The organism is Pseudomonas fluorescens (assembly GCF_902497895.1).
Taxonomy (GTDB): Bacteria; Pseudomonadota; Gammaproteobacteria; order Pseudomonadales; family Pseudomonadaceae; genus Aquipseudomonas; species Aquipseudomonas fluorescens_BP.
Window position 1 is genome coordinate 32,994 of sequence record NZ_CABVHQ010000016.1, and the last position, 25,172, is coordinate 58,165.

General features: G+C 58.1%; 25 protein-coding genes, 1 tRNA gene and 1 pseudogene. 12 read left to right on the top strand and 15 right to left on the bottom strand.

Annotation, left to right across the window (positions count from 1 at the left end):
• Positions 1-231 precede the first annotated feature (231 nt).
• The gene (locus F8N21_RS10520; protein ID WP_150642062.1) at positions 232-648 is read left to right on the top strand and encodes a hypothetical protein; all 417 of its coding nucleotides are present in this window, start codon (positions 232-234) and stop codon (positions 646-648) included.
• Here the strand turns inward: F8N21_RS10520 and F8N21_RS10525 are convergent.
• The 7 genes from F8N21_RS10525 to F8N21_RS10555 form a co-directional block, all read right to left on the bottom strand.
• Positions 579-1,097 (bottom strand): GNAT family N-acetyltransferase, encoded by a 519-nt coding sequence (locus F8N21_RS10525; protein WP_150642063.1) that lies wholly within the window; start codon positions 1,095-1,097, stop codon positions 579-581. The genes F8N21_RS10520 and F8N21_RS10525 overlap by 70 nt on opposite strands.
• Entirely contained in the window at positions 1,055-1,363 is a 309-nt protein-coding gene (locus F8N21_RS10530; RefSeq protein WP_150642064.1) for a DUF1778 domain-containing protein, read from the bottom strand. The genes F8N21_RS10525 and F8N21_RS10530 overlap by 43 nt, the downstream gene beginning before the upstream one ends.
• Before the next feature lie 772 nt (positions 1,364-2,135).
• Positions 2,136-2,209: transfer RNA gene (locus F8N21_RS10535), tRNA-Gly, on the bottom strand.
• Between the two features lie 251 nt (positions 2,210-2,460).
• Positions 2,461-3,345, bottom strand: coding sequence for an alpha/beta fold hydrolase (locus tag F8N21_RS10540; RefSeq protein WP_150642065.1), 885 nt, complete (start codon positions 3,343-3,345; stop codon positions 2,461-2,463).
• Positions 3,346-3,668: 323 nt separating this feature from the next.
• Positions 3,669-4,361, bottom strand: coding sequence for a pseudouridine synthase (locus F8N21_RS10545; protein WP_150642066.1), 693 nt, complete (start codon positions 4,359-4,361; stop codon positions 3,669-3,671).
• Between the two features lie 33 nt (positions 4,362-4,394).
• Positions 4,395-4,613 carry a cysteine-rich CWC family protein gene (locus tag F8N21_RS10550; RefSeq protein WP_150642067.1) on the bottom strand — a complete coding sequence of 73 codons (219 nt, stop codon included), beginning with the start codon at positions 4,611-4,613 and terminating at the stop codon, positions 4,395-4,397.
• Positions 4,600-6,093, bottom strand: coding sequence for a sensor domain-containing diguanylate cyclase (locus F8N21_RS10555; protein WP_150642068.1), 1,494 nt, complete (start codon positions 6,091-6,093; stop codon positions 4,600-4,602). The genes F8N21_RS10550 and F8N21_RS10555 overlap by 14 nt, the downstream gene beginning before the upstream one ends.
• Positions 6,094-6,510: 417 nt before the next feature.
• On the opposite strand from F8N21_RS10555, the gene F8N21_RS10560 reads away from it, so the two are divergent.
• From F8N21_RS10560 to F8N21_RS10575, 3 genes are all read left to right on the top strand, one after another.
• A complete protein-coding gene (locus F8N21_RS10560) occupies positions 6,511-6,954 on the top strand; it encodes a DUF3757 domain-containing protein (protein WP_150642069.1) in 444 nt (147 codons plus the stop codon).
• Between the two features lie 75 nt (positions 6,955-7,029).
• Entirely contained in the window at positions 7,030-7,467 is a 438-nt protein-coding gene (locus tag F8N21_RS10565) for a DUF3757 domain-containing protein (RefSeq protein ID WP_150642070.1), read from the top strand.
• A 1,105-nt stretch (positions 7,468-8,572) separates the two neighbouring features.
• The gene (locus tag F8N21_RS10575) at positions 8,573-9,478 is read left to right on the top strand and encodes a mechanosensitive ion channel family protein (protein WP_150642072.1); all 906 of its coding nucleotides are present in this window, start codon (positions 8,573-8,575) and stop codon (positions 9,476-9,478) included.
• A 52-nt stretch (positions 9,479-9,530) separates the two neighbouring features.
• Here the strand turns inward: F8N21_RS10575 and F8N21_RS10580 are convergent, their stop codons facing one another.
• The gene (locus F8N21_RS10580) at positions 9,531-10,643 is read right to left on the bottom strand and encodes an enoyl-CoA hydratase/isomerase family protein (RefSeq protein ID WP_150642073.1); all 1,113 of its coding nucleotides are present in this window, start codon (positions 10,641-10,643) and stop codon (positions 9,531-9,533) included.
• A 130-nt stretch (positions 10,644-10,773) separates the two neighbouring features.
• On the opposite strand from F8N21_RS10580, the gene ung reads away from it, so the two are divergent.
• Positions 10,774-11,466 carry a uracil-DNA glycosylase gene (gene ung / locus F8N21_RS10585; protein WP_150642074.1) on the top strand — a complete coding sequence of 231 codons (693 nt, stop codon included), beginning with the start codon at positions 10,774-10,776 and terminating at the stop codon, positions 11,464-11,466.
• 177 nt (positions 11,467-11,643) lie between these two features.
• Here the strand turns inward: ung and F8N21_RS10595 are convergent, their stop codons facing one another.
• The 5 genes and pseudogenes from F8N21_RS10595 to F8N21_RS10615 form a co-directional block, all read right to left on the bottom strand.
• Positions 11,644-12,681 carry an AbrB family transcriptional regulator gene (locus F8N21_RS10595; protein ID WP_150642076.1) on the bottom strand — a complete coding sequence of 346 codons (1,038 nt, stop codon included), beginning with the start codon at positions 12,679-12,681 and terminating at the stop codon, positions 11,644-11,646.
• Positions 12,674-14,188 (bottom strand): tripartite tricarboxylate transporter permease, encoded by a 1,515-nt coding sequence (locus F8N21_RS10600; protein ID WP_150642077.1) that lies wholly within the window; start codon positions 14,186-14,188, stop codon positions 12,674-12,676. Before F8N21_RS10600 ends, F8N21_RS10595 begins: the two co-directional genes overlap by 8 nt.
• 1 nt (position 14,189) lies before the next feature.
• On the bottom strand, positions 14,190-14,648 hold the full coding sequence (locus F8N21_RS10605; protein WP_150642078.1) for a tripartite tricarboxylate transporter TctB family protein: 459 nt from the start codon (positions 14,646-14,648) through the stop codon (positions 14,190-14,192).
• A 58-nt stretch (positions 14,649-14,706) separates the two neighbouring features.
• Entirely contained in the window at positions 14,707-15,684 is a 978-nt protein-coding gene (locus F8N21_RS10610) for a Bug family tripartite tricarboxylate transporter substrate binding protein (RefSeq protein ID WP_150642079.1), read from the bottom strand.
• Between the two features lie 181 nt (positions 15,685-15,865).
• Positions 15,866-16,051, bottom strand: a pseudogene (locus tag F8N21_RS10615) (outer membrane porin, OprD family); the annotation flags it as partial.
• Positions 16,052-16,286: 235 nt separating this feature from the next.
• Here F8N21_RS10615 and F8N21_RS10620 point away from each other — a divergent pair.
• Positions 16,287-16,958 (top strand): response regulator, encoded by a 672-nt coding sequence (locus F8N21_RS10620; RefSeq protein WP_150642080.1) that lies wholly within the window; start codon positions 16,287-16,289, stop codon positions 16,956-16,958.
• Entirely contained in the window at positions 16,951-18,342 is a 1,392-nt protein-coding gene (locus F8N21_RS10625; RefSeq protein ID WP_150642081.1) for a sensor histidine kinase, read from the top strand. The genes F8N21_RS10620 and F8N21_RS10625 overlap by 8 nt, the downstream gene beginning before the upstream one ends.
• A gap of 577 nt (positions 18,343-18,919) precedes the next feature.
• Here the strand turns inward: F8N21_RS10625 and F8N21_RS10630 are convergent.
• Positions 18,920-19,861, bottom strand: a complete 942-nt coding sequence (locus tag F8N21_RS10630) for a YgfZ/GcvT domain-containing protein (RefSeq protein WP_150642082.1) — start codon at positions 19,859-19,861, stop codon at positions 18,920-18,922.
• A 149-nt stretch (positions 19,862-20,010) separates the two neighbouring features.
• On the opposite strand from F8N21_RS10630, the gene F8N21_RS10635 reads away from it, so the two are divergent.
• Entirely contained in the window at positions 20,011-20,265 is a 255-nt protein-coding gene (locus F8N21_RS10635) for a succinate dehydrogenase assembly factor 2 (RefSeq protein ID WP_150642083.1), read from the top strand.
• A complete protein-coding gene (locus F8N21_RS10640) occupies positions 20,249-20,701 on the top strand; it encodes a protein YgfX (protein ID WP_150642084.1) in 453 nt (150 codons plus the stop codon). The genes F8N21_RS10635 and F8N21_RS10640 overlap by 17 nt, the downstream gene beginning before the upstream one ends.
• Here F8N21_RS10640 and nadB read toward each other — a convergent pair.
• Positions 20,670-22,286 (bottom strand): L-aspartate oxidase, encoded by a 1,617-nt coding sequence (gene nadB / locus F8N21_RS10645; protein WP_150642085.1) that lies wholly within the window; start codon positions 22,284-22,286, stop codon positions 20,670-20,672. The two genes, F8N21_RS10640 and nadB, sit on opposite strands and share 32 nt — an antisense overlap.
• 569 nt (positions 22,287-22,855) lie before the next feature.
• On the opposite strand from nadB, the gene rpoE reads away from it, so the two are divergent.
• The 3 genes from rpoE to F8N21_RS10660 are packed head-to-tail and all read left to right on the top strand — an operon-like array spanning position 22,856 to position 25,029.
• Positions 22,856-23,434 carry an RNA polymerase sigma factor RpoE gene (rpoE, locus tag F8N21_RS10650; protein WP_150642086.1) on the top strand — a complete coding sequence of 193 codons (579 nt, stop codon included), beginning with the start codon at positions 22,856-22,858 and terminating at the stop codon, positions 23,432-23,434.
• A 35-nt stretch (positions 23,435-23,469) separates the two neighbouring features.
• On the top strand, positions 23,470-24,057 hold the full coding sequence (locus F8N21_RS10655; protein ID WP_150642087.1) for an RseA family anti-sigma factor: 588 nt from the start codon (positions 23,470-23,472) through the stop codon (positions 24,055-24,057).
• 12 nt (positions 24,058-24,069) lie between these two features.
• Positions 24,070-25,029: a MucB/RseB C-terminal domain-containing protein gene (locus F8N21_RS10660; protein WP_150642088.1), complete on the top strand. Its 960-nt coding sequence runs from the start codon at positions 24,070-24,072 to the stop codon at positions 25,027-25,029.
• The last annotated feature ends 143 nt before the right edge of the window (positions 25,030-25,172 follow it).

Genomic DNA, 25,172 nt, shown 5'->3' on the forward strand with positions numbered 1-25,172 from the left:
GCGGCTTGACGACGAAATGCTGGCCGCGCCGCCCCGAACCCCAGCGACGGAAAAAACTGCCGCGACAACAAAAAAACTTATGAAAACGCACTTATCCCCCTCCCGCCGACGGGCTTTGCATCCGTTTTTTGTGCAATTCAGGATGTAGTGCAAACGAACCTGCAGCCTAGGCGGGCCGTGGGGCTCTGCAGGCGATCGGCCATTTCACAGAGTGCAAAGTTTTGAAAGGAAATGCAGCGTGGTTGCACAGTGGCAAGCGGGGCGGTCACGGAAGGGGCGGCGCTGGAGCCCCTGATTTCATTGAGTGAAAAACGCGAAAGCGCGGGGTTTGGGCTGTTTTCAGATTTTGAATGGGTCACAACAGTTGAGATTTTCGGCTCAACGATAGAGCGCTTCAAGCAGTTGCAAGCCATGGCAGCAGGGCTTCTCCGTGATTTCAGTCGTTTTCACAACCTAGCCAAACACTCTGCACTACGTGGCTCGCCCGTTGTATTGATGCCACAGGAGATGAAAATGAGGATGTGGAAGAGCATTTCACCGGCCGCAGTTGAGTGCGGCCAGTGGCTGTGCGGTACCAATCAGGTGAAAGGAAGCATCATCGTGATCGGGGAAATTTGCGGGCAGCGAAGAAATCCGGCCTTCTCGTAAAGCCCCACCAACCGATCGTTAAGCGGATGGACTACGAGTGCTGTTGATGCAACTTCTTCAGCGGCGGCAAGCGCACGAAGAACGGCATCCTGGATCAGATCTAGCGACAGTCCGGTACCCTGGAGCGTCTTACACACCCCCATGCGACCCAGGACCGTGATCGGGTGCTGTTGGGGCGAGTTGCGCTGCGCTTTCTTAGGTACGACATCTGCCCGCATTATCGTCCCGTTCGACAATGTGTAATAGCCGACGACGGTATTAGTGCCTTTGATGCAAGTGACAAGCACGGTGGCGGTCTTAGACGCCTGGGCTTTGATAGCCTTTTTCTTCAAGTACTCGTTGATCGACTCCTCACCACAATCGAAGGGATCCAGATTGTGGGTCTCATTCAGCTTTACCGGTGCACTCAGCTCCAGCGAGAGGGTCTGTTCAGCAGCTTCCGGACGCATGTGTTACTCCTTACGGGATTATTCTGTAAGGCTTGCTCGAAAGCGTCGAAGGCATCGTCAGCAAGGACGAACAGGCGTTGATCCAGAATGACTTCCTCTGCTTTTTTACAAGCAGCATCCAGGATGAAGCTGGTTCGATCACTCCCCGAAATAGCTGCGGCCACATCGATCAAGTCTCGTTTCTTAAAATCGACCCGCATGTTGAGCGGGACGGATTTGGTTTTTTCTGTTGCAGCGGACTCCGCACGCAATAGATAACTAGTCATGGTCTTTTCCTTGGTCTTCGTGGTGGTTGGTGGCTTACCTCCTTAGCTTCATGTCGTTGTCGCTCGGCTGATTTGAAGATTCATGGTGCTTACCTCTGGCGGTGGGAGTTCTTTTAGTGTTTTGCGTATTTTTGCTTTCTGGGTAGGGGGAGCTTTTCCCCGAAACAGATCATCCCACGGCGTGTATCAGTTGTCTACACGTAACGCAGATGACTGTACGTTTGGCGATAGTCGGCCATCCACGACGGGGTTGATTCCTTCGCCCGACAGGGTGCCTCATGAAAAACTCTTTTTAATTGAGATTCATTCTTAAGGATAGGGAGGACGTTTCAAAAAGAGCGATATCAGCGATACGGGGTCGGTAATGGGGCTGGAGGCCCCGGTTTTACTGGGATTCCGGTATTACAAGGGAAGGTAATACGAAGCGATATGAAAGGTAATATTTCCGCCAAACCCCCGGATTCATTGGGTTTTAAAGAATGGAAATATAGCTTTATAGAAAGGTAATAATATCGCCTTCCTATCGCTCAAATATCGCCTTTTCATAAAACGGCTGAACGCCTTGATCTACGCGGGCTGTAGCTGATTTTCGGAGGGGATATTACTAATATTACTTTTTTTTCGAACCCCCACGGATTTTAGGATTGGCACCTATGCGGGGGGTGGGGTCAGGCTTTGCGGCTGTTTGCGACTGATTTCATCAAACGTCCCCCAATACGGCCCCCAGTGGGATGCGGTAAAGGCTGAACACAGCTACAGGCCTTGAAAATAGTGGAGCGGGTGAAGGGAATCGAACCCTCGTTATCAGCTTGGGAAGCTGGAGTAATACCATTATACGACACCCGCTCAGAGCGGCTGACTTTGTACCAGATGTGGGCGGGGATTTGAAGTTTTTCTTTGAGGAATCTGTGTTTTGCGCGGTTTTTTTGCGGATGACGGCGTGCGGCCTTCAGTCGTCGACGGCGGCTGGGGTCAGCGCTGACGATTGGGGCGCAGGTGAAATGAGCGACCGGGTTGCGGTCTTTCGCGGGCAAGCCACGCTTCCACAGGTATTGCGTGATCCTTAGGGGCGCTGGCTGACCCGCGATGACGCTGTTTCAAATGGCCAAAGCATGGTGGTCCTTGACGTACTGATAACGCGGTCGGTTTTCATGTTGGGCCGGCTTCAAAAATCCCAGCAAGGCGTTGCGGCTGTCTCGGCAGGCGGATTTGTGTTCCATGTCGAGAAAGTGTCCGGTGGCCTGGAGGGTGCTGAAGGTGCTGTGCCGCAAGTGGTTGCCAAAGATTCGCGCGTCGGCGGCGGCGGTGTATTCGTCCCATTCACCGTTCATGAACAGCACCGGGATGTCGATTTTCTTCGCCGCGTTGATATAGCACAGGCGATCGCTGTTGAGCACGTTGCTGATGTGGAAGTGCATCTGCCCATACTCGTGCTCGGCCAGGGTGCTGACGTGGCGATAGTTGAAGCGCTTGAACAACGACGGCAGGTGTTTGCCGATGGTGCTGTTCACCAGGTTGCCGACCCGGTGGCCATCCCGGCTGCCGAGGTAGTCGACACCGCGTTCGAGGTAGTCGCGCATCGGTTCATTGATCACTGGGGAGAACGAACTGATCACGGCTTTTTCGATGCGCCGTGGCCGGTGCGCCAGGGCGACCAGGGTCGCGGCGCCACCCCAGGAGAACGACAGCACATGTTCGGCGGCGAAGTGGTCGATCAGCTCCAGGAGGATCTGCCCTTCGACTTCCTTGGTAAGCATTTTCTCATGCAGGTTGTGGGCTTTGGACTTGCCCGCGTAGGGCTGATCGTAAAGCACGACGTTGAACTGCGGGTGCAGGTTCTTCACGGTCTGGGCAAACGATGCAGTAGTGGCCATTGAGCCGTTGACCAGAATGATGGTCTTTTCTGCGGCGTCTGCGCGATAGAACTCCGTGTAAACCCGGTACTGACCCTGTATATCCAGCACAGCGATTTCTGGCCTCATGTCGTAAGACTCCTGGCAAGCGGGTATGCGCGCAATGAGATTGCACGAGCTTTATGACAGGTAGGCATACGCCTGGAATTTAGAGGCCCATGTCGATCCGTTACAGCCTGGTCGACGGGTATTGTTATTGGCGGGCAGTCTGTCGGTGGGTGGAGCCTTGGGAACTCTCTGCCGACAAAAAGTTTCTTGCAAGTATGTGGGTGACTCATCGGTCACAATTCGGCCGACGGCTTGATTCAAGCAGGGTGCAACTCATCCTGCAAGTGCCGTTGGTGAGTTGATCGGCAACTTTCTGCTGAATGGTAGTGACCTGGCAGCGGGTTTTAGATGTGCTGGATTTCTTCGGCCGTCAGCGGGCGGTATTCGCCGGGGGCGAGGGCGGCGTCGAGCACCAGCGGCCCCATGCGTTCGCGATGCAGGCGCAGGACCTTATTGTTGAAGTGGCCGAACATCCGTTTCACCTGATGATAGCGGCCCTCGACGATGCTCAGGCGCGCGGATTTTGCCCCCAGTACGAGCAGCTCGGCCGGCTGGGTGGTGAGGTCTTCGAATGCAAAGTACAGGCCTTGGGCGAAAGTTTGCGCGTATTCGGGACCGATCTGCTGTTCGGTTTCGACGTAGTAGATCTTTGCCAGTTTGGTCTGCGGCTGGGTCAGGCGCCGCGACCAGCTGCCGTCGTTGGTGATCAGCATCAGGCCGGTAGTATTGAAGTCCAGCCGCCCGGCGATGTGCAGGTCGTGCTTGTCGGGTTCATCCATCAGGTCGAGCACGGTCGGGTGTTGCGGATCGCGGGTGGCGCTGACGCAGCCCGGTGGCTTGTGCAGCATGAAGTAGCGCGGCGGCTTGCCGGCCTGCAGCACTTCATCGTCATACTCCACGCGGCTGAACTCGCGCACCTCGAAGTGCGGGTCGCTGACGACCTGGCCGTCGACCTTGATCCGCCGTTCCACCAGCAGCAAGCGCACTTGTTTGCGGTTGAAGCGGGGCAGGTTGCTGAGGAAACGGTCAACGCGCATGACTATCGGCAGATCGGAAAAGGGCCGTGCATCTTACGCGATTGACCAGGCGCCTGCTTGCAACTGCACCTCGACCTGGGCGCAGCCCGGGCATAGGCAGGACTTGTCGCGCAGTTCGGCGGGCAGCGCCTGGAGCACCGCCGGGTCGATGCTGACGGCGTAGCACCAGCAGGCCTGGTCGGCGGTTCGCGGATCGGCCAGGCTGCAGTCGTTGCGGGCGCCGCAGGCTGGGCAAAGGTCAGGTTTGTTCATAAATGAAGTGGGGCGTTTCCACGCAGGTTCGGTTACGGCCAGATTGTTTTGCACGGTACATTGCCTGGTCGGCACGCGATAGCAGGTTGTGCAGGGTGTCATCGGCTTGCAGGGTGGTGAGGCCGATGCTGACGGTGACCTGCAGCGATTGCCCCTCGTAGGTATAACGCTGTTGCTCGATCTGTCGACGGATCTTCTCGGCAATCATCAGGCCTTTGCTGCTGTCGGTGTCCTTGAGCAGCACGATGAATTCTTCTCCGCCCCAGCGGCAGACGATATCGGACTGGCGCAGGCAGCTTTCCAGGTCGCGGGCGAAACCGGTCAGCACCAGATCACCGGCAAGGTGGCCGTAGGTGTCGTTCAAGCGCTTGAAATGGTCCAGGTCCAGCAGCAACGCGGTCAGTGGTTTCGGTTCGCGCTGGGCTTCGTGCATGGCCTGGATCGCCAGCAGGTCGAAGCCGCGGCGGTTCGGCAGGTCGGTGAGGCTGTCGAGGGTGGCATAAGCTTCCAGTTTGCGCTGGTAGCGATTGACCACGCGGTTGAGCAGGGCCAGTACGGCCAGCGTGACGACCAGACAGATCAGCAGGTTGAGGTACAGCGACTGGCGAATCTCGCTCAGCGCACTGTCTTCGCGTTTGTCGACAAACAGGTACCAGTTCAGCTCGGGGATGAATCGCACGTTGAGAAAGTGTCCCTGGCCCTGGGCCGAATACTCATAGCTGCCGCTGTGGGGTTTGGGCAATTTGCTCAGCAGGTCTTTCATGCTGTCGAGTTCGCTGAGGGACTGGCCGACCCGCGCGCCTTGCGGTCCACTCTCGGCACCGGTGAGGACGATGCGCCCGACAGTGTCGACGAAGTACACGCTGCGCTGGTAACGCTGCTGGTACTTGTCAATCAGTTTGATCACCGCGTCGACGGTCAGGCCGACACCGGCGGTGCCGATGAACTGGTCCTTGTAGTCGTAGACTTTATAGTTGATGAAGAAGGTCAGGCTGTCGTGGTTGGCCAGGTCCGGATCGACGTTGATCTCATATGGCTCGGTCATGTCGCGCACGCGGAAGTACCAGATGTCACGGGGTTCGTCGGCGCTGACTTTCTTCAGCACACCCTTGGCGTGGTAGTAGGTCAGGCTGCTGTTGGAGACGAAGAATGCGGTGTAGGCGTTGTAGTGGGTCATGACCTCGTTGAGGTAACGGGTCATTTGCTCGGGGTCGCGTTCGCCGGCTACGACCCAATCGCGCATGAAGGTGTCGCGGGCCATCATCGAGGAAATCAGGATCGGTCGGACCAGGTCTTTCTGGATCTCCGAGTAGACCGTGTCGGAAGTCAGCGGTAGCTCGGTATTGACGATGCTGTCGCGAATCGATGCCCTCGAGGCGTAGTAGCTGAGCAAGGAGGTGGCGAGGAAGCCACAGCCCAGCAACGCGATCAGCGTGAGCACCAGCGAGCGTTGCGAATACAGGGCGGAGCGAAGCAGCATAGCGATTCCGTTGGCAGAGACCGGGTGCAGGCATTCTAATGGCACGGGCCGGAAATAACTGCTTCATTTGCAGGGGTATTCGGACGGATACCGGTCGGAATCTCTATTGACCGCAAGGCCGTCTTCACGCCCTGAGCCTCTCCGTCAACAAGGTTTGCGCAAAACCTTGTGGAAGCGGCGGTACGGCGATCCGACTTGCCCGTCTTTTTTGCCTAGTGATAGTGCGTTCTTGCACCGCAATGGAATACGGTCTGAAAAGGCGGTTTGTTATTTTCTGATGCTTTTATCAGATAAGGCCTACAGGCTTTCATGTTGTGAAATATCCACCACCAGATAACCTCAGTAAGTGCCCGTTTTAACGTTGTCTGTGAGGCAAGCAGTGAGGCGGACTTATTAAATAATTTTGAGGTGCTGTTTATGATGTTTAAAATTATCGCCGCTGTTTTACCTTTGGCTTTTTCTGCCAGTTCATGGGCAGTAAATTTCGAAAGTTGCCCGGGCCCACGCGATATCCAGGGGGTTAACGGCATTTACACGGCTCCGACCGCCAGCGGCAAAGGCGAATGGCTTGGCGTCATGAGTCGCGGGCCCGCGTCGGCCATCAGCTCGTTCGAGAGCGGTGTATTTTATCCCAGTGGCAACCAGAGCGGGAAAGTTGGAACTGTGGGCTATTGTGAATATAAAACCCAAGACGGTGTATCAATGAATATGCGTTATCGCCCGGGCGAAACTCCGGACGTCGCGGTTAAACTCAGGAATGCCAAGAACTGGAAAGAAATAACGACCGAGTTGGGTCTTGTATTGTATGAATGCACGAACAAGGCCCCAGGCGTTTGTGCTTTTTCTGAAGTGGAAGGATGACGAAAGAGAGTCACCAGCAGAGGAAGAGCGGCGAGTTCTTCCTCGCCGTGATTTTTTGATGAGAGGGAACTCTTGATGCTCAGATTTGTGTTTTATCCGTTGTTTTTCGCGCTGCCGGTAAGTGGTTGGGCGCTGGATATTGATCACTGTCCAACACCAGAAAGAATCAAAAATAAACAGGGCATATACACCGCTCCAACAGTAAGTCACCAAGGACAATGGATCGGTGCGCTGTCTTCGGATGCCCCTGCAGCCACAACGCGGTTCATCAGGGCGGTCTATTTTTCGAACCCGACCGAGGGTATGGAGAGGGGAATACTGCGTCGATGCATGTACCGCACAGCGTCCAATGAAATAGTCGACCTGAATTTCCGTGCCAACGAAGATCTTCAGCTCTCGGTGCGTCTGCTGGATCGAGAGAACTGGAAGAAAAGAAAGTCACCTACCGGGTTACACATGTACGTATGCACCAGCAAAGAAGAAGGTGGTTGTGTGTTTTCGGTTCTTGAGTGACGGGTGTCGCCACGGGTCAGAAGATTTGCATTCAGGCCGTCGGCGCTTCAAATCCGTGGACTGTATTGGCTGACGCCGACCAGCTTCCTGGTGCTCGAATCACGCGGTGCCTCCCTTTGAAGGACGCGCCGTTTCTTATGCCCGGGATTCGGCCATCGGAGAAGCTGTCTCGGGCCACTTGTATCAACGTATTGCGGAGGCGCACCAGATCCCGATTCTGCTGTCAGATGTTTCGACAGCCGGCTAATTGTTGACTGTCGCCGCCCAGCGTCGCTGGTGTGTGCTCATTCGCGGTCCAGGAGGCCGCCATGTATCGACGACTTCTTCTGATTGTTGTACTGGGTTTGTCTCTTTCGGCGTGTGCGCCCTACGATGGAGGATCGAGCTACTACCGTTCTGATGTCTATACCTCGCCGTCTCCGTATTACAATGGTGGCGGGTCTTACTACCAGGACCGGAGCCGCTATTATGCTCCGCCAGCGCGATACTACTCGGCGCCCCGGCATTACCAGCCTTCTCCCAGGTATTACCAGTCGTCTCCACGCCATTACCAGTCTTCACGGCACTATCAGTCTCCACGGCATTACCAGCAGGCTCCACGCTCGGTACACCGGTCTCATCCGAACCGAGGCTGGGATTCCCATCACCGCCAGAGCGACAACCGCCGTGGCGATCGCCACAATCGAGGTGAGCGCAACGGACGCGGCGATCATGGCGACAGAAGTAACAGGGGAAGCCATAACCGCTAAGCCTTCCAACGAAAAGCGGCGCATCACGCGCCGCTTTTTTATGCCCGCAAGTTTAATAGTCGGATAAAAGCTATTGCGCACAAGGTTTTTTCAATAGTAGGAAATCGCTAGAGAATGGTGGGCGGCTGTTACCAAAAACGAGAGGATTGTGTTGTATTTATTGATGAAATTGCACTGATATCATCGTGCGAGTCCGCATTATCTATCAAGAATATGTTCAACGGATAAGGCATGTGACCTGTAAAATATGACAGTAGACAAGCAGTCATTTTTCCGTGAATCTGCATGCGAGGATGGTGTGAAAGTAGTGGGTCGAACGAAAGTCGAGTGCATGTAATGAGTGTGGAGCAGCCGCCATGGATGAGATCAGTAATGTAGCGAATGCCAGTGTCGATAAAATGGGCGCTTTTGCCAACATGGTGGTCGAATACGGATATGCTTTTGGTCTCAAGATTATTTCCGCCGTCGTGTTCTGGATTGTGGGGCGGTGGATAATAAATTTAGTGGTCGAGTTTGTGCGCCAGTCCATGACGCGGCAGAAACTGGACCCTACGGTCCTGCGCTATGTCGGGTCTTTTGTGACCGTGACTTTGAATATTATTTTAGTCATTGCCATTCTGGGTTATTGCGGCATTGAAACCACCAGCTTTGCGGCGATACTGGCGGCAGTTGGCTTGGCTATCGGGATGGCGTGGTCGGGTTTGCTGGCGAATCTGGCGGCTGGCGGCTTCATTATTGTGCTGCGCCCGTTCAAGGTGGGAGACGAGATCAGTGCGGGCGGCGTCATTGGTACGGTAGCTGAGATCGGACTTTTCGCGACCACCATTATTACGGCAGATAATGTCGTGACGTTGGTCGGCAATAATAAAGTTTTTTCCGACAACATTCAGAATTTTTCCAGCAATTCTTTTCGTCGCGTTGAATTGAACGTTGCGCTGCCTATCGAGCAGGATGATCAACTTGTTATTGCTTTGCTCAGGCGACGGTTAAGTGCAGTGCCTGATGTGTTGGTTGAACCGGGTATTGATATCAGGGTCTCCGAGATTACCGCAGATATATTAATGTTGGTGGTACGCTCATATTGTCATAATGACCATTATTGGTCGGTTTATTTTGCCGCGAACGAAGTTATTCGGGATGTGCTGAAAAATAGGGCTGGCGGCGAGCCTCTGATTGAAGGAAAGTTGAGTGACGGGGTGGTTATTGCGGATGCTGCAACTAATAGGGACGGCCGCGAACTGAGGTCAGACAGGACGCCATAACCGCTAAGCCTACCCATGAAAAAGCGGCGCATCACGCGCCGCTTTTTCATGTTCAGTAGTCGGACAAATCTGCCAGCGGATGCCGGCCTTCCCACACCTTGTGGAAATGCGCCTCGATCACCGCATCCGGGATCGTATTGATATCCGGCCAATGCCAATGGGGCTTCTGATCCTTGTCGATCAGTCGGGCGCGCACCCCTTCGCTGAACTCCGGATGGCGGCAGCAATTCAGGCTCATGGTGTATTCCATCTGAAATACTTCGGCCAGGGACAAATGTCGGGCGCGGATAATTTGCTCCCAGACCAGATGCGCGGTCAGCGGGCAACCCCCGATCAGAGTCTTGGCCGCCCGGCTGAACAGCAGGTCGTTGTGATCGCGCAGCAGGCTGATGGCGCGCCAGGCGCAGCGCACATCACTGACATCCAGCAGCTCGTCGATCTGCGGGCGCCGCGGCAACCATTGCGGCTCGGGCAGCTGCCCGATGGCCTCCTGCTGCAGCGCCTTGAGCAGGCTGTTGAGTTGCATGGCGGTCTGTTCCTGCCAGTTCAATTGCAGCAGGCCTTCGATCAGTTCTTCCTGCTGTTCATCCAGCAGAAAACGGTCGGCCAGATCCAGATCGATCGCATCCCGACCATTCATATGGGCCCCGGTCAGACCGAGGAACAATCCGAGCTTGCCCGGCAGACGCGAAAGGAACCAACTGGCGCCAACATCCGGGTACAGGCCTATGCTGATTTCTGGCATGGCCAGGCGGCTGCTCGGCGTGACAATGCGGATACTGGCACCCTGCAACAAGCCCATGCCGCCGCCAAGCACGTAGCCATGCCCCCAGCAGATCAATGGTTTGGGATAGGTGTGCAGGCTGTAGTCGAGGCGGTATTCCGCCGCAAAAAAATGTCCGGCCAAGGGTGGGACTTCACCGGGATGAGCACGGCAGGCTTCAACCAGGCTGCGGACCTCGCCGCCTGCGCAAAACGCTTTGGCGCCATTGCCGCGTAACAGTACGCAAACGATCTCCGGGTCTTTTGCCCAGGCGTTCAGACGCTCGCTCAAGACATGGATCATCGGCAAGGAAAGGGCGTTCAGGGACTTTTCGGCATCCAGGCTGGCGATGCCGATTCGCGCGCCGTCGGTACCGGTCAGTTCTTCGAAGTGCAGATTCATCGTGACCTCGATTTGGAATTTAAGCGTTCAGTATGATCGCAATGTGGGAAAGTGCCGGTTCTGCGTCAGATCAATTGACAAGCGTGGCGGGCTTTCTTAGGGTGCGCCCATTGTTTTTTTGGACCTTGTAATGACTTCCGACGACCGTATCAAACTCGAACCGAGCTGGAAGGAGGCCTTGCGCGGCGAATTCGACCAGCCTTACATGGCAGAGTTGCGCACTTTTCTGCAACAGGAGCGCGCTGCGGGTAAGGAGATCTATCCGCCGGGACCGATGATTTTCAACGCGCTCAACTCCACGCCGCTGGACAAGGTCAAGGTGGTCATTCTCGGCCAGGATCCGTACCACGGCCCGGGTCAGGCCCACGGGTTGTGCTTCTCGGTGCAGCCGGGCGTGCCGGCGCCACCGTCGCTGGTGAACATCTATAAAGAGTTGAAACGCGACCTGAACATCGACATCCCCGCCCATGGTTGCCTGCAAAGCTGGGCCGACCAGGGCGTGCTGATGATCAACACCACCATGACGGTGGAGCGGGCCAATGCCAACGCCCACGCGGGCAAGGGCTGGCAGCACTTTACCAATCGGGTGATCGAGATCGTCAGCGAACGCCAGCCGCACCTGGTATTTCTGCTGTGGGGCGCCCACGCACAGAGCAAGCAGAAACTGATCGACGCGACCAAGCACCTGGTACTGACCTCGGTGCATCCGTCGCCGCTGTCCGCTTATCGCGGTTTCCTCGGCTGCGGGCACTTCAGCCGGGCCAACAAGTTTCTCGAGCAGAACGGCGAGACGCCGATCGAGTGGCGATTGCCGCCGGTTTGATGTAAGCGCAATACCCCTGTGGCAACACAAACCCTGTGGCGAGGGGGCTTGCCCCCGCTCGGCTGCGCAGCAGTCGTAAAATCGGTGAATGCGGTGTGCCTGATACAACGCCTTTGCAGGTTTTTGGGCCGCTGCGCGCCCCAGCGGGGGCAAGCCCCCTCGCCACAGGAGTTTGCCTCAGACTTTCTCCGGCGATCTGTCCCAGTACCGAAACAACGGCTCCGCCAGAAACAGCACAAACAACAACCGCATCACCTGCATCGCCGTCACCAGCGGCACCGACAGTTGCAGGGTTTCGGCGGTCAGGCTCATTTCGGCGATGCCGCCGGGCATCATGCCCAGGGTCAACGAGCGTAGATCCAGCTGAGTCAGGGCACTCAGGCCGAGTGCCGCGAGGGTAGCGATCAGCATGGTCAATACCGTGCCGATCAAGGTCCGGCCCATGAACGATGGTGCGCGGCGGAAAAATTCCCGATTGAAGTGACAACCCAGCCCGCTGCCGATCAGCCATTGGCCGATCTGGCTGCCACCATTGGGCAACCCGACATGCAAATCCCAGCCGACGCTCACCGCCGCACTCACCAGCAGCGGCCCGAATAGCCAGGGATTGGGTTGCCGAAGACGTTCCCAGAGCCAGGCAGCCAGGGCACCCGCAGGGAGTAGCATAGCCAGCCACCACCAGTCGACGGCTGCCGGATGCAAAGCCGGCGCACCGTCGCCCAGCAAGTACTTGAAGGCTGCTGGTACACAGAGCACTACCACCAGCACCCGCAAGCTCTGCCCCGCAGCAACCCGGCTGAGCACCGCGCCATTGCGTGCGCCGAGGTTGACCATCTCCCCCGATCCGCCGGGCATGCTGGAAAAGAACGCGGTGGCGCGATCCTCCCCGGTACGCCGCAGCAACCAGACCCCGACTACAGCGGACAGGCTGGTGACTAACGCACCGAAGAAGATCAGGCCGAAGTGGCTCATGACCTGTTCGATCACCACTGGGGTGAAGTGCAGGCCGATGCCGATGCCGACGATCCACTGGCCGCATTTACGCCCACCAGGGATTTCCGCCAGTTGCCAGGGCGTCAGGCAGCGCACCAGGATGATCGCCAGCAACGAGCCGACCATCCAGGGCAGCGGCCAGTCGATCTGGCTGGCGAGGTAACCACCCAGCAGACCGACCAGCGGAGTTCCCCACCAGTTTTTAAAGGAGATCTCAAGCATTGGCCAAGGCACGACGCTGCGCGGAACGCTTGCGCCAGATCCGCAGGATTGGCATCAGCAGCATGATTGCGGTCAGCACCCAGACGCCGAAAGTGATCGGACTCGACCAGAGGATCTCCAGCGCGCCATTGGAAATCGACAGCGCCCGACGCAGGTTCTGCTCCATCAGACCGCCGAGGATAAAGCCCAGCAGGACTGGCGACAGCGGGAAGTCGAGCTTGCGCAGGATGTAGCCGAAGATGCCGATGCCGATCATCAGGAACAGATCGAAAGTGGTGGCATGCACCGCGTAGACACCGATCCCGGTGATGATGGCGATCACCGGCACCAGTGCCCAGTTCGGCACGGCGAGGATGCGGGTGAAAATGCGGATCATCGGAATGTTGAGGATCACCAGCATGACGTTGGCGACGAACAACGAAGCGATCAGACCCCAGACAATGTCCGGTTGCTGTTGGAACAGCAGCGGGCCCGGGGTGATGTTGTACAGCGACAGCGCGCCGATCATCACAGCAGTGGTGCCGGAGCCTGGAACGCCGAGGGTCAGCATGGGCACCAATGCGCCGCAGGCAGCACCGCCGATGGCGGTTTCAGGTGCCGCGAGGCCACGCTTGTCGCCCTGGCCGAACTTGCCGCTGGCGCCGGCGATACGTTTCTCGGTCATGTAGGCCACGGCACTGGCCAGGGTCGCACCGGCACCCGGCAACACGCCCATGATGAAACCCAGCAAGCCGCAACGGATATTCACCGTGAATACCGACGCTGCTTCCTTGAAGTTGAACATCATCCGCCCGGTGGCTTTCACCGCTTCCTGGCCGCGATGGGTTTTTTCCAGCAGCAGAAGAATTTCGCTGATGGAGAACAGGCCCAGTACCAGCACCACGAACTGAATGCCGTCGGTGAGATGGATGTTGTCCCCGGTGAAACGGTACACACCGCTGTTGGCATCGATCCCTACGCTCGACAGAAACAGGCCGATCAGCGCCGCAATAAACGTCTTCAGCGGACGATCACCGGCCATGCCGCCAAGGCAGACAATGGCGAAAACCATCAGCACGAAGTATTCCGCCGGGCCGAAGGCGATCGCCCATTTCGCCAGTATCGGCGCGAACAACACCATGCCGCAGGTGGCAATAAAGGCGCCGATGAACGAGCTCCAGGCCGACAGCGACAGAGCAACGCCGGCAAGACCCTGGCGAGCCATTGGATAGCCGTCCAGAGTGGTCATCACGGTGGAGGCTTCGCCCGGGATGTTCAGCAGAATCGAGCTGATGCGGCCGCCGTATTCGCAGCCCAGATACACCGCCGCCAACAGAATCAGCGCCGACTCCGGCGGCAGACCGAGAGCGAAGGCAATCGGGATCAATAGTGCCACGCCGTTGATCGGACCCAAGCCCGGCAGCAGGCCTACCACGGTGCCGATCAAGGTGCCGCACAGCGCCGTTACCAGGTTGTAAGGTGTCAATGCAACGCCGAAGCCCTGGCCGAGATAATTCAGGGTATCCATATCAATTCTCCAGAACGTCGAGCAGGCCCAAAGGCAGTGGAACGTCCATTACCCGGTCGAACAGCAGATACAGACCGATACTCATCAGACTGATGATCACCACGCTGGGCAACCAGCGACCGCCATACAGACGCGCCATCGGAATGCCGATCAGGATGCTGGAAACAATGAACCCGAGGGGTTCGAAGGTTCCGGCGAACACCAGCAACAGCACCACACAGATGCCGATCTTGATCAGAGTTTCGCGGTCCAGTTGCGGATCGTCTTCGCTGTGCACAATGGGGGCCGGGCGAAAGATCATGTAAAGCAGACCCATCCCCATCAGGCCGAGCATCAGCAGGGGAAAGGCCCGGGGCCCGACCGGTTCGTAGGAAAAGGCGGCCTGGTACGGCCATGCCATCAGTGCCAGGCCAATACAGACCAATAGCAGCACCGAAGCGAAAATGCGTTGTAAGAGCATGGGGAACTCCTGGGTCACGCCCCTGATGAGCCGGGGCGCAACCGCTAGACAGAGGCGATCACTGGATCAGGCCGAACTCTTTGGCCAGTACTTTGTAGTCGGCGACCTGTTTCTTCACGTAGGTGTCCAGCTCCGGGCCGGTCATGGCGAAGGGGAACAGTTCGCGCTGATCGCGCAGCTTGGCGAAGTCTTCCGAGGCCAGCAGTTTGTCGAAGGCGGCTTTCCACCAGGCGTAGTCTTCGCCGCTGACCTTTGGCCCGAGGTAGAAACCGCGCACCACTGGCCAGACAATGTCGTAGCCCTGTTCCTTGGCGGTCGGAATGTCTTTCATTTCCGGCTCGTCCAGACGCTTGTCGGAGAACACCGCGAGCAGGCGCATGTCACCGCTCTGGATGTGCGGCATGGAGTCGGAGATGTCGGTACTGCCGACCTGGATGTGGCCGCCGAGCAGGGCGGTGGCGATTTCACCGCCGCCTTCGAGGGCGACATAACGCAGGTCGCGCGGGTTGATCCCGGCGGCCTTGGCGATCAGTGCCGTCTGCATCCAGTCCTGGCTGCCGACGGTGCCGCCGGAGCCGATCACCACTTTGCTCGGATCTTTCTTCAGCGCCTGGACCAGATCGTCGAGGTTCTTGTAGGGCGAATCGTTTTTCACGGCGATGGCGCCATAGCTGGTGCCGACCGCCGCCAGCCAGCGCACGGCGCTTTCATCGAAGCGGCCGAACTTGCCTTGGGCCAGGTTCAGCAACGAACCACTGGACCAGGCCACCAGGGTACCGGCATCGGCCGGACGCTGAGCGACCACCGCGTTGTAGGCCACCGCGCCGACTCCGCCGGGCATGTAGGTCACACGCATCGGTTTGCTCAGCAGTTTTTCGTTGACCAGCGCGCTTTGCGCCAGTTTGCAGGTCAGGTCGAAACCACCGCCCGGTGAGGCCGGGGCGATGCATTCCGGGCGTTTCGGCTCGGCGAGCAATTGGCCGGCAAACAGCATGCAGCTGGCGGCTAGAGCAACTTTACGCAGTGATAAATTCATTGTTGTCTCCACAGAAATTATTGTTTTGGGTGTAGGAGCTGCCGCAGGCTGCGATCTTTGGCCCTTGGCGGTTGAATCAATTACCAAAGGGCAACGCTATAGCTCCCCAGCAAACGCATTTCATCCGCGTCGCGGGGCGAGTAATTGGAACGGTAGGTGGCATTGCGCAGGCGCACGGACGGGTGCCATCGCGAAAGTCGCGGTTGAAATACATGTTGCGGGTTTCCAGCGTGGCGCTACTGTCTTCGAAGACGGCGGCGTGGCTGAACGGCGAAAAGCTCGCGAGGGCGGTGGCGCTGGCAAGGGCGGTCTGGCAACGGCTGAAAAAACGAACAGGCGGGCGAGCCTGTGGCTGCGTGGACAGCATGGTGAAGTACTCCGTTATTGTTCTTATTGGCGAAAACGCTTCGAGGCGTTTTTCGGTCACTACCCTTCAAGCAGTCACGGCAGTCGAAACTGTCCGTAGCGGGACTCTAACCGGCCAACCTTTCGCTAACCTTTCAACAGACTTTCAATGTTTCCAGGCTTCACAGCGGCGGATGCGGCTGTAAACTCCGCGCCAAAGAATGGAGTCGACCTATCCCTGAACGAGGTACAAATCCATGCGTGTTCTTCTCGTCGAAGACCATCTGCAGTTGGCCGAAAGTGTCGCCCAGGCGCTGAAAAGCACCGGCCTGACCGTCGATGTGCTGCACGATGGAGTGGCCGCCGACCTGGCCCTGAGCAGCGAGGAATACGCGGTGGTGATCCTCGACGTCGGCCTGCCGCGCATGGATGGTTTCGAGGTGCTGGCGCGATTGCGCGGGCGCGGGAAAAATCTGCCGGTATTGATGTTGACCGCCCGCAGCGATGTCAAGGATCGGGTTCATGGGCTCAACCTGGGTGCCGACGATTACCTGGCCAAACCCTTTGAACTCACCGAGCTGGAAGCGCGGGTCAAGGCCCTGCTGCGTCGCAGCGTGCTCGGCGGCGAGCGGCAGCAGCGTTGCGGGGGCCTGGTGTATGACCTGGATACCCGACGCTTCACCCTCGGCGATGACTTGCTCACGCTGACCTCTCGCGAACAGGCGGTGCTCGAAGCCTTGATCGCCAGGCCGGGGCGGGTGATGAGCAAAGAGCAGCTGGCTTCCCAGGTATTTGGCCTCGATGAAGAGGCCAGTCCCGACGCGATCGAAATCTACGTCCACCGTCTGCGCAAGAAACTCGATGGCCAGTCAGTGGCAATCGTCACCTTCAGGGGGCTTGGTTACCTGCTGGAAACCCGTGATGCATAAGCCCAGCAGTCTGCGTTGGCGGTTGCTGTGGAACCTCGCGCTGCTGCTGGTGGTGTTGATGCTGGCCAGTGGCCTGAGTGCTTACTGGAATGGCCGGGAAGCCGCCGACACCGCCTATGACCGGACCTTGCTGGCTTCGGCGCGGACCATCGCCGCAGGGCTGTCCCAGCGCGACGGCAGTCTCAGTGCCGATGTGCCCTATGTCGCCCTCGACACGTTCGCCTACGACAGCGCCGGGCGGATTTATTACCAGGTCAACGACATTAACCAGAAGCTGATTTCCGGCTACGAAAACCTGCCCGGGCCGCCACCCGGTACGCCGCGCACAGACGATTATCCGGCGCTGGCGCGCTTCTATAACGCCCAATACCAGGGGCAGAACGTGCGGGTGGTGAGCCTGCTCAAGGCCGTCAGCGAGCCGAATATGAACGGCATGGCAGAGATCCGCGTGGCGGAAACCGATGAGGCGCGGGTCAGTATGGCGCGCAGTCTGGCGGCCGATACCTTGCTGCGTCTGGGCATGCTAGCGATGGGCGCGCTGATGCTGGTGTGGTTTGCGGTCAGCGCGGCCTTGCGGCCGCTGGAGCGCTTGCGCACGGCGGTGGAAGAGCGCCAGCCGGATGACTTGCGGCCCTTGCCGCTGGTGGAGGTGCAACACGAGTTGTGGCCGCTGGTGCGCGCGCTCAACCACTTTACCGAGCGCTTGCGCGGGCAGTTCGAGCGTCAAGCGCAGTTCATTGCCGATGCCGCCCATGAATTACGCACACCACTGGCGGCGCTCAAGGCGCGGCTGGAGTTGGGGCTGCGCGCGAAGGAGCCCGAGATCTGGCGCACCACGCTGGAAAGCGCCGCTCAGGGCACCGACCGGCTGACTCACCTGGCCAACCAATTGCTCTCGCTGGCCCGTATCGAAAACGGCGCCCGGGCAATTGCCGAAGGTGGCGCGCAGTTGCTCGATCTCAGTCAGTTGGCCCGTGAGCTGGGCATGGCCATGGCGCCGCTGGCGCACGCGCGGGGCGTCGCCTTGGCGCTGGAGGCGGATGAGCCGGTGTGGTTGCGGGGCGAGCCGACTTTGCTCAATGAACTCTTGAGCAACCTGGTGGATAACGCATTGGCCCATACCCCGCCGGGCGGCAATGTGATCCTGCGGGTGACAGCCCCGGCGGTGCTCGAGGTCGAAGATGACGGGCCGGGCATTCCCCAGGGGGAGCGTGATCGGGTGTTCGAGCGGTTTTACCGAAGCAGTCAGCAGGGTGCGGGTTCAGGACTGGGCCTGGCGATTGTCGGTGAAATCTGCCGCGCCCATCTGGCGCAGATCAGCCTGCACGATGGCGCGCAGGCGGGGTTGAAGGTTCGGGTGAGTTTTGTTGCGAGGGAGGGCTGAGATCTTGCGAGTGGAACACAAAGCCTGTGGCGAGGGAGCTGGCCCCAATGCCAGTCAGTCAAGGAAGTTCAGCGTTGTCTCCCGTAGCAGCTGCCGAAGGCTGCGTTCGGCTGCGAAGCAGTCGTGAATCCTGCTTGCACGGTTTGTCTGGAACACCGCAGTGCCTGATTTTACGACCGCTTCGCGGCCGAATGCAGGCTCCGCCAGCTGCTACGGATAGCGTTGCGACTTAAGCCCCCTCGCCACTAAGGAGTTTCAGGTTCAGCGTTGTCTCCCGTAGCAGCTGCCGAAGGCTGCGTTCGGCTGCGAAGCAGTCGTGAATCCTGCTTGCACGGTTTGTCTGGAACACCGCAGTGCCTGATTTTACGACCGCTTCGCGGCCGAACGCAGGCTCCGCCAGCTGCTACGGATAGCGTTGCGACTTAAGCCCCCTCGCCACAATTGGCCCGTATCGCAATCGTGATCAATAAAACATCGACCGCGCCTGTTCCAGATTGCTGCACATCACTTTGTTATCGGGATCAATACCCGGCTTTTTGCATTTCTGTTCTCCAGGGTGCTACAAAAGGCCCCGCAATTAACGCTGGATCTCGCGATCACGGTCCAGTTGGTACGGCAAGTCGAGCAGTTGCAGGGCAGGGCCTTCGAGCGCGCCCAGATGGATGATGCCACCTTCAGCCGCTTCGGCCTGCAGCACGGCCAGCAATTCAATGCCTGGCCCGGCTTTGGCGGCAATCACCACTTCGCCGATGGAACTGCTGTGGGTCGGGGAAAACAACTGCGCGCCGGGTTCAGGCAGTTCGCTGGCGTCCAGTTGCAGTCGATACAGGCGACGCTTGAGTTTGCCCAGATACTGCATGCGCGCGACGATTTCCTGGCCGGTGTAGCAGCCTTTCTTGAAGCTCACGCCGCCGACGGCTTGCAGATTGAGCATTTGCGGAATGAACAGTTCGCGGGTAGTTGGCATGACCTGGCCAATGCCAGCGCGAACCTGCCCTAGCAACCACTGATTCAGATCGCCCTCGACCAATACCGCGGACAATTGATCGCGCAGGGTTTTGGCCTGATCCGCTGCCGCCCAGAGTTCGGCTCTGTCAGGGGACACGCGAATCGCGATCAGGCCATTGGCGCGTACTACCGCATCGGTTTTTGGCGGCAGATCAAGACCCAGCGCGGCCAGCGCGGCATCCGCCTGGCTGAGGCCGAAGCGAACCCAGGCGGCGCTTTCGTCCGTCAGTTTCGATTTGGAGAATACCGCGTACTTTTTCAGGTCCGCCAGTTGCGGCTCCAGCAGTTCGGTGGCCATCGCCAACAGGTAGCCATCACCTTGCGGCAGGATGCGAAAGCTCGATTGCATGCGACCTTTCTGAGTACAGCGCGCACCGAGGCTGGCCTGGGTATCGCTCAGGTAATTGAGGTTGCAGGTCAGTTGCCCCTGAAGGAACTTACTGGCGTCCGGGCCACGAACGGCGAGAACGCCCTCGTGAGACAAGGTGCAGAAAAAAGCAGAATCAGCCATGGGTCATCGCAGGTTAAAAAGTCTGGAGGACATCATAAGGGCGTGCCCTTGAAATGGGTAGTTTCCAAAGGATAGCGGATGGCCGACCAAAGCCGAGTGTTCGTCGCCGCCTCGGGCTGTATACTTGCGCTCTATTTGAGGAGCGCTCCATGGTCGAAGATGTTGAACTGAATCGCCTCTACTGGCACAGCCGCCGCGGCATGCTTGAGCTGGACGTCTTGCTGGTGCCATTCGTGAAAGAGGTCTATCCGCACCTGAATGCCAAAGACCGCGAATGCTACACCCGGCTGCTCGAGTGTGAAGATCAGGACATGTTCGGCTGGTTCATGGAACGCGCCGAATCGGAGGATCCCGAGTTGCAGCGCATGGTCCGAATGATTCTGGATCGTGTCCAGCCCAAGTAATCATTTCGAATGCCGCTGGCATGCCTCGCGGCAATTGCTGGCGGCTTATCTTCTGGCCCAACTGTTCGCGCTGGGTTCGCTGTTTCTGCTATCCATACCGATCTGGGCGAGCCTGCCCGGGGCTGCCCTGTGCCTGGCCCATGGCCTGTGGGCACTGCCGCGGCAGATTCTGTTGACTCATCCTTCGTCGTTCCGCGGATTGCGCCGGGATGCCGACGGCTGGCAACTGTGGAGTGCCGCCCATGGCTGGCAACCGGTGCAGTTGCGACCTGACAGCCTGGCGCTGCCGCTGATCGTCGTGTTGCGGTTTCGTCTGCGTGGTGAGCGGCGGGTGCGGGCGATCTGCGTGCCCCATGACTCGCAGGCGGCGGATCTGCACCGACGCCTGCGGGTTCGACTCAAATTCAGTCGACGTAGGTGGGCGGCACCAGAATAGTGTCGAGAGCGACCGGCAGCATATCCGGGTAATCTAGGGTGTAATGCAGGCCGCGGCTTTCCTTGCGCTCCATGGCTGAGCGGATCATCAGTTCGGCCACCTGGGCCAGGTTGCGCAGCTCGATCAAATCACGGCTGACTTTATAGTTGCTGTAGAACTCATCGATCTCATCCAGCAGCAGGCGCACACGATGCTCGGCCCGTTGCAGGCGCTTGTTGGTGCGCACGATACCGACGTAGTCCCACATGAAGCGCCGTAATTCATCCCAGTTGTGCGCAATGATCACGTCTTCATCGGAATCGGTAACCTGGCTGGCATCCCAGGCGGGCAGGGCGAGGGAGTCCGGAATATGCGGCAGCTGCTCAAGAATGTCTGCCGCCGCCGAGCGGGCGTAGACGAAACACTCGAGCAGCGAGTTGCTGGCCATGCGGTTGGCCCCGTGCAGGCCGGTGAAGCTTGTTTCGCCGATGGCGTACAGGCCCGGCACATCGGTACGCCCCTGTTGATCGACCATTACCCCGCCGCAGGTGTAGTGCGCCGCGGGGACGACCGGGATCGGCTGCTTGGTAATATCGATGGAGAATTCCAGGCAACGCTCATACACGGTCGGGAAGTGGCTCTTGATGAACGCTTCCGGCTTGTGGCTGATGTCCAGGTACACGCAATCGACGCCCAGGCGTTTCATTTCATGGTCGATGGCGCGGGCGACGATGTCCCGCGGCGCCAGTTCGGCTCGAGGATCGAAGCGCGGCATGAAGCGTTCACCGTTGGGCAGCTTCAGGTGTGCACCTTCGCCGCGCAGGGCTTCGGTGATCAGGAAGCTCTTGGCGAGCGGGTGGTACAGGCAGGTCGGGTGGAACTGGTTGAATTCCAGGTTCGCCACCCGGCAACCCGCGCGCCAGGCCATGGCTATGCCGTCACCGCAGGCGCCGTCGGGGTTGCTGGTGTAGAGATAGACTTTGGCTGCACCGCCGGAGGCGAGGATGGTGAAGCGCGCACCATAGGTGTCGACTTCGCCGCTGCTGCGGTTGAGCACGTAGGCGCCAATACAGCGCTCGCCGTCCAGGCCCAGGCGTTTTTCGGTAATCAGATCAACGGCGACCCGCTGTTCCAGGAGTTCGATATTCGGCCGTTGTTTTACCTGGTCCAGCAAGGTTTTGAAAATCGCCGCGCCGGTGGCATCGGCGGCATGAATGATGCGCCGGTGGCTGTGGCCGCCTTCACGAGTCAGGTGGAACTCGAATCCGCCGTCTTCGGTGCCGGATTGTTCATCGCGGGTGAAGGGCACGCCTTGGTCGATCAACCATTGGATGGCTTCACGGCTATGTTCGACGGTAAAGCGCACTGCGTCTTCATGGCATAGACCGCCACCGGCATTGAGCGTGTCTTCGACATGGGACTCAATGGTGTCGGTGTCATCCAGCACGGCGGCAACACCGCCCTGGGCCCGGAAGGTCGAGCCATTGGCGAGGTCGCCCTTGCTCAATACGGCAATGCGCAGATAACCGGGCAAGGTCAGCGCAAGGCTCAAGCCGGCAGCGCCGCTGCCAATCACCAATACATCGTGTTGAAACTGTTGGCTCATTTCAGGATTCCGCTCAATGCGATCCGGGTTGGGGTGGGCGCAAGACACCTGGATCGGCGAGTCAAGGCAGCCACACAGCCCACTAGTATATAGAGGGGTGGATCGGCACAATAGCCAGGCAGTCGTGGCATTGTGAGACTACTGTGGCTGAAGGTTGTTCTCAGCTTGAGCAGGCGCCGGTTGATTTACCAGTTAAATCGACGATCCGATGACTGTATCGAGGATTAACCAGGCTTTTCCTCGTCCTGGTTGCACAATGTCCGGATCGCAAGGCTATAAATATCGGGAACTTTTGCTGAACCGCCAGGCTCAATAGAAGGTTGCCCGATGGAAGGTGGCAACGTCGAAATCATGCAGGACCGGTATACCAGTCCTTGCAGCTGAATTCGACGACAAGATTATTCGCGCAGCCGGCTTTGAGTCCGCGCTGCGCTTTTCGTGCGTGCCAAATCAGAGCGTGCAGGAAACTTGCTTGGAGGGGGAGAACTTTTGCGAAAAACCCGAGTCTATGTTTGCAAGCTTGATCGATTGGGAATGCAAGCCTCCTGCGAGTTTAACGAGGAGTGTTCATGCTAACCCAGGAAGAGGATCAGCAACTTGTAGAGCGCGTTCAGCGTGGCGACAAGCGAGCTTTCGATCTGTTGGTGCTGAAATATCAGCACAAAATTCTCGGGTTGATCGTGCGTTTCGTGCACGACACCCATGAAGCTCAGGATGTCGCACAGGAAGCCTTTATCAAGGCTTATCGTGCACTTGGTAATTTTCGCGGCGACAGTGCGTTTTATACGTGGCTGTACCGCATCGCCATCAACACGGCGAAAAACTATCTGGTTTCACGCGGCCGTCGGCCGCCGGATAGCGATGTCAGTTCTGAAGATGCGGAGTTCTACGATGGCGATCATGGCCTCAAGGATCTCGAGTCGCCAGAGCGTGCATTGCTGCGGGATGAGATCGAAGGCACCGTCCATCGAACCATTCAGCAATTACCAGAAGATTTACGTACGGCCTTAACTTTACGTGAATTCGATGGTCTGAGTTACGAGGACATTGCGAGCGTCATGCAGTGTCCGGTGGGTACCGTGCGCTCCCGGATTTTCCGCGCTCGGGAAGCCATCGATAAAGCCCTGCAGCCGTTGTTGCAGGATTAACTGAGACAGCGGCGACAGCCAAGAGAGGAACCGCCATGAGTCGTGAAGCCCTGCAGGAATCGCTGTCCGCGGTGATGGATAACGAAGCGGACGAACTGGAATTGCGTCGGGTGTTGAATGCCTTCGGCGATGTTGAAACCCGTGATACCTGGGCTCGCTACCAAGTCGCTCGTGCGGTCATGCACAAAGATTTGTTGCTCCCTCGTCTGGATATCGCTGCGGCAGTTTCTGCTGCTCTGGCTGAAGAAGCCGTGCCGGCCAAGGCCACGCGTGGTCCATGGCGTAACCTCGGGCGTCTGGCGGTTGCCGCTTCGGTGACTGTTGCAGTGCTGGCGGGTGTGCGTCTGTACAACCAGGATGAGATCGCTGGGGTCGAACTGGCTCAGCAATCGGCTCAACCAGGCCTGGCTGTCCCACAAGTTAAAGGCCCTGCGGTGTTGGCAGGCTATAGTGAGAGTTCGGAAACCACTGGTCCTATGGCCAACGGTGTACTGCAAGCTCAGCCAGGCTGGCACAATCAGCGTTTGCCAGGCTACTTGCGCCAACATGCCCAACAAGCTGCACTCAAAGGCACTGAAAGCGCTCTGCCTTACGCCCGTGCGGCAAGCCTGGAAAATCGCTAATTAAGGAGGATCATGCGCGCCATACCTCTACTTACGCTTCTGCTCGGTGGCTGGTTCATTGTTCCAGCCCATGCCGACGAAGCCCAGGACTGGTTGACCCGCCTGGGTCAAGCTGAGCAACAGCAAAGCTTCCACGGTACTTTCGTCTACGAGCGTAACGGTAGCTTTTCTACCCATAACATCTGGCATCGCGTCCAGGATGGCCAGGTCCGCGAGCGTTTGCTTCAGCTCGACGGCTCGGCTCAGGAAGTCGTGCGCATTGATGGGCATACTCAATGCGTCAGCGGCACCCTGATAGCAGGGCTTGGGGATGCACCCGACTCCTCCGCTCGAACACTGGATCCTCAAAAGCTCAAGAATTGGTACGACCTTGCCGTTATCGGCAAGTCGCGTGTGGCCGGTCGATCGGCGGTCATTGTCTCAGTGACGCCTCGCGATCAGCATCGGTACGGGTTCGAACTGCACCTGGACCGTGAAACGGGTCTGCCTTTGAAGTCATTGCTGTTGAATGACAAAGGACGGTTGCTCGAACGCTTCCAGTTTACCCGTCTCGATACCACTGACGTGCCCCGTGACAGCGAGCTGCAGGCGAGTGCCGAGTGCAAGCCTGTGGCCCTGGACAGGGACAAGGCTTCGGTGGTGAAGGCTTCCCAGGCCTGGCATTCCGACTGGCTACCGCCAGGGTTTGAACTGACCAGCAGTTCTGCGCACAGGGATGCGGACACCAAGATCCTGGTCAATAGTCTGATGTATGACGATGGCCTGGCGCGGTTCTCGGTGTTTCTCGAGCCTTTGAACGGTGAGGTGGTCACCGACACTCGAACCCAGCTGGGCCCGACGGCTGCGGTTTCGCGGCGCCTGACCACCTCGCAAGGTGCCGTTATGGTGACCGTGGTCGGTGAAATTCCGATTGGCACTGCTGAACGGATCGCGCTTTCGATGCGCAACGATGCCACTGCGTCCAAGCAGTGAGCTGCTGAATCGATGCTCATCAAAACGCTTGTTGGTTGTGTAAGAGGTCGCCAATGCGCGCTTTACAATTGAACGCTCGATTGAGTTCTCGAAATGTTTGGTGAGCATTTCAATTTGCAAAAATACCGGATTTTTTTTATAGG

Bases quoted from the DNA above. Each gene is read 5' to 3' on its own strand.
- rpoE (WP_150642086.1), top strand. From the start codon at position 22,856: ATGCTAACCCAGGAAGAGGATCAGCAACTTGTAGAGCGCGTTCAGCGT.
- F8N21_RS10605 (WP_150642078.1), bottom strand. From the start codon at position 14,648: ATGCTCTTACAACGCATTTTCGCTTCGGTGCTGCTATTGGTCTGTATT.
- F8N21_RS10625 (WP_150642081.1), top strand. From the start codon at position 16,951: ATGCATAAGCCCAGCAGTCTGCGTTGGCGGTTGCTGTGGAACCTCGCG.
- F8N21_RS10525 (WP_150642063.1), bottom strand. From the start codon at position 1,097: ATGCGTCCGGAAGCTGCTGAACAGACCCTCTCGCTGGAGCTGAGTGCA.
- F8N21_RS10660 (WP_150642088.1), top strand. From the start codon at position 24,070: ATGCGCGCCATACCTCTACTTACGCTTCTGCTCGGTGGCTGGTTCATT.
- F8N21_RS10560 (WP_150642069.1), top strand. From the start codon at position 6,511: ATGATGTTTAAAATTATCGCCGCTGTTTTACCTTTGGCTTTTTCTGCC.
- F8N21_RS10555 (WP_150642068.1), bottom strand. From the start codon at position 6,093: ATGCTGCTTCGCTCCGCCCTGTATTCGCAACGCTCGCTGGTGCTCACG.
- F8N21_RS10540 (WP_150642065.1), bottom strand. From the start codon at position 3,345: ATGAGGCCAGAAATCGCTGTGCTGGATATACAGGGTCAGTACCGGGTT.
- ung (WP_150642074.1), top strand. From the start codon at position 10,774: ATGACTTCCGACGACCGTATCAAACTCGAACCGAGCTGGAAGGAGGCC.
- F8N21_RS10520 (WP_150642062.1), top strand. From the start codon at position 232: ATGCAGCGTGGTTGCACAGTGGCAAGCGGGGCGGTCACGGAAGGGGCG.
- F8N21_RS10610 (WP_150642079.1), bottom strand. From the start codon at position 15,684: ATGAATTTATCACTGCGTAAAGTTGCTCTAGCCGCCAGCTGCATGCTG.
- F8N21_RS10565 (WP_150642070.1), top strand. From the start codon at position 7,030: ATGCTCAGATTTGTGTTTTATCCGTTGTTTTTCGCGCTGCCGGTAAGT.
- F8N21_RS10630 (WP_150642082.1), bottom strand. From the start codon at position 19,861: ATGGCTGATTCTGCTTTTTTCTGCACCTTGTCTCACGAGGGCGTTCTC.
- F8N21_RS10655 (WP_150642087.1), top strand. From the start codon at position 23,470: ATGAGTCGTGAAGCCCTGCAGGAATCGCTGTCCGCGGTGATGGATAAC.
- F8N21_RS10595 (WP_150642076.1), bottom strand. From the start codon at position 12,681: ATGCTTGAGATCTCCTTTAAAAACTGGTGGGGAACTCCGCTGGTCGGT.
- F8N21_RS10530 (WP_150642064.1), bottom strand. From the start codon at position 1,363: ATGACTAGTTATCTATTGCGTGCGGAGTCCGCTGCAACAGAAAAAACC.
- F8N21_RS10550 (WP_150642067.1), bottom strand. From the start codon at position 4,613: ATGAACAAACCTGACCTTTGCCCAGCCTGCGGCGCCCGCAACGACTGC.
- F8N21_RS10600 (WP_150642077.1), bottom strand. From the start codon at position 14,188: ATGGATACCCTGAATTATCTCGGCCAGGGCTTCGGCGTTGCATTGACA.
- F8N21_RS10580 (WP_150642073.1), bottom strand. From the start codon at position 10,643: ATGAATCTGCACTTCGAAGAACTGACCGGTACCGACGGCGCGCGAATC.
- F8N21_RS10575 (WP_150642072.1), top strand. From the start codon at position 8,573: ATGGATGAGATCAGTAATGTAGCGAATGCCAGTGTCGATAAAATGGGC.
- F8N21_RS10620 (WP_150642080.1), top strand. From the start codon at position 16,287: ATGCGTGTTCTTCTCGTCGAAGACCATCTGCAGTTGGCCGAAAGTGTC.
- F8N21_RS10545 (WP_150642066.1), bottom strand. From the start codon at position 4,361: ATGCGCGTTGACCGTTTCCTCAGCAACCTGCCCCGCTTCAACCGCAAA.
- nadB (WP_150642085.1), bottom strand. From the start codon at position 22,286: ATGAGCCAACAGTTTCAACACGATGTATTGGTGATTGGCAGCGGCGCT.
- F8N21_RS10635 (WP_150642083.1), top strand. From the start codon at position 20,011: ATGGTCGAAGATGTTGAACTGAATCGCCTCTACTGGCACAGCCGCCGC.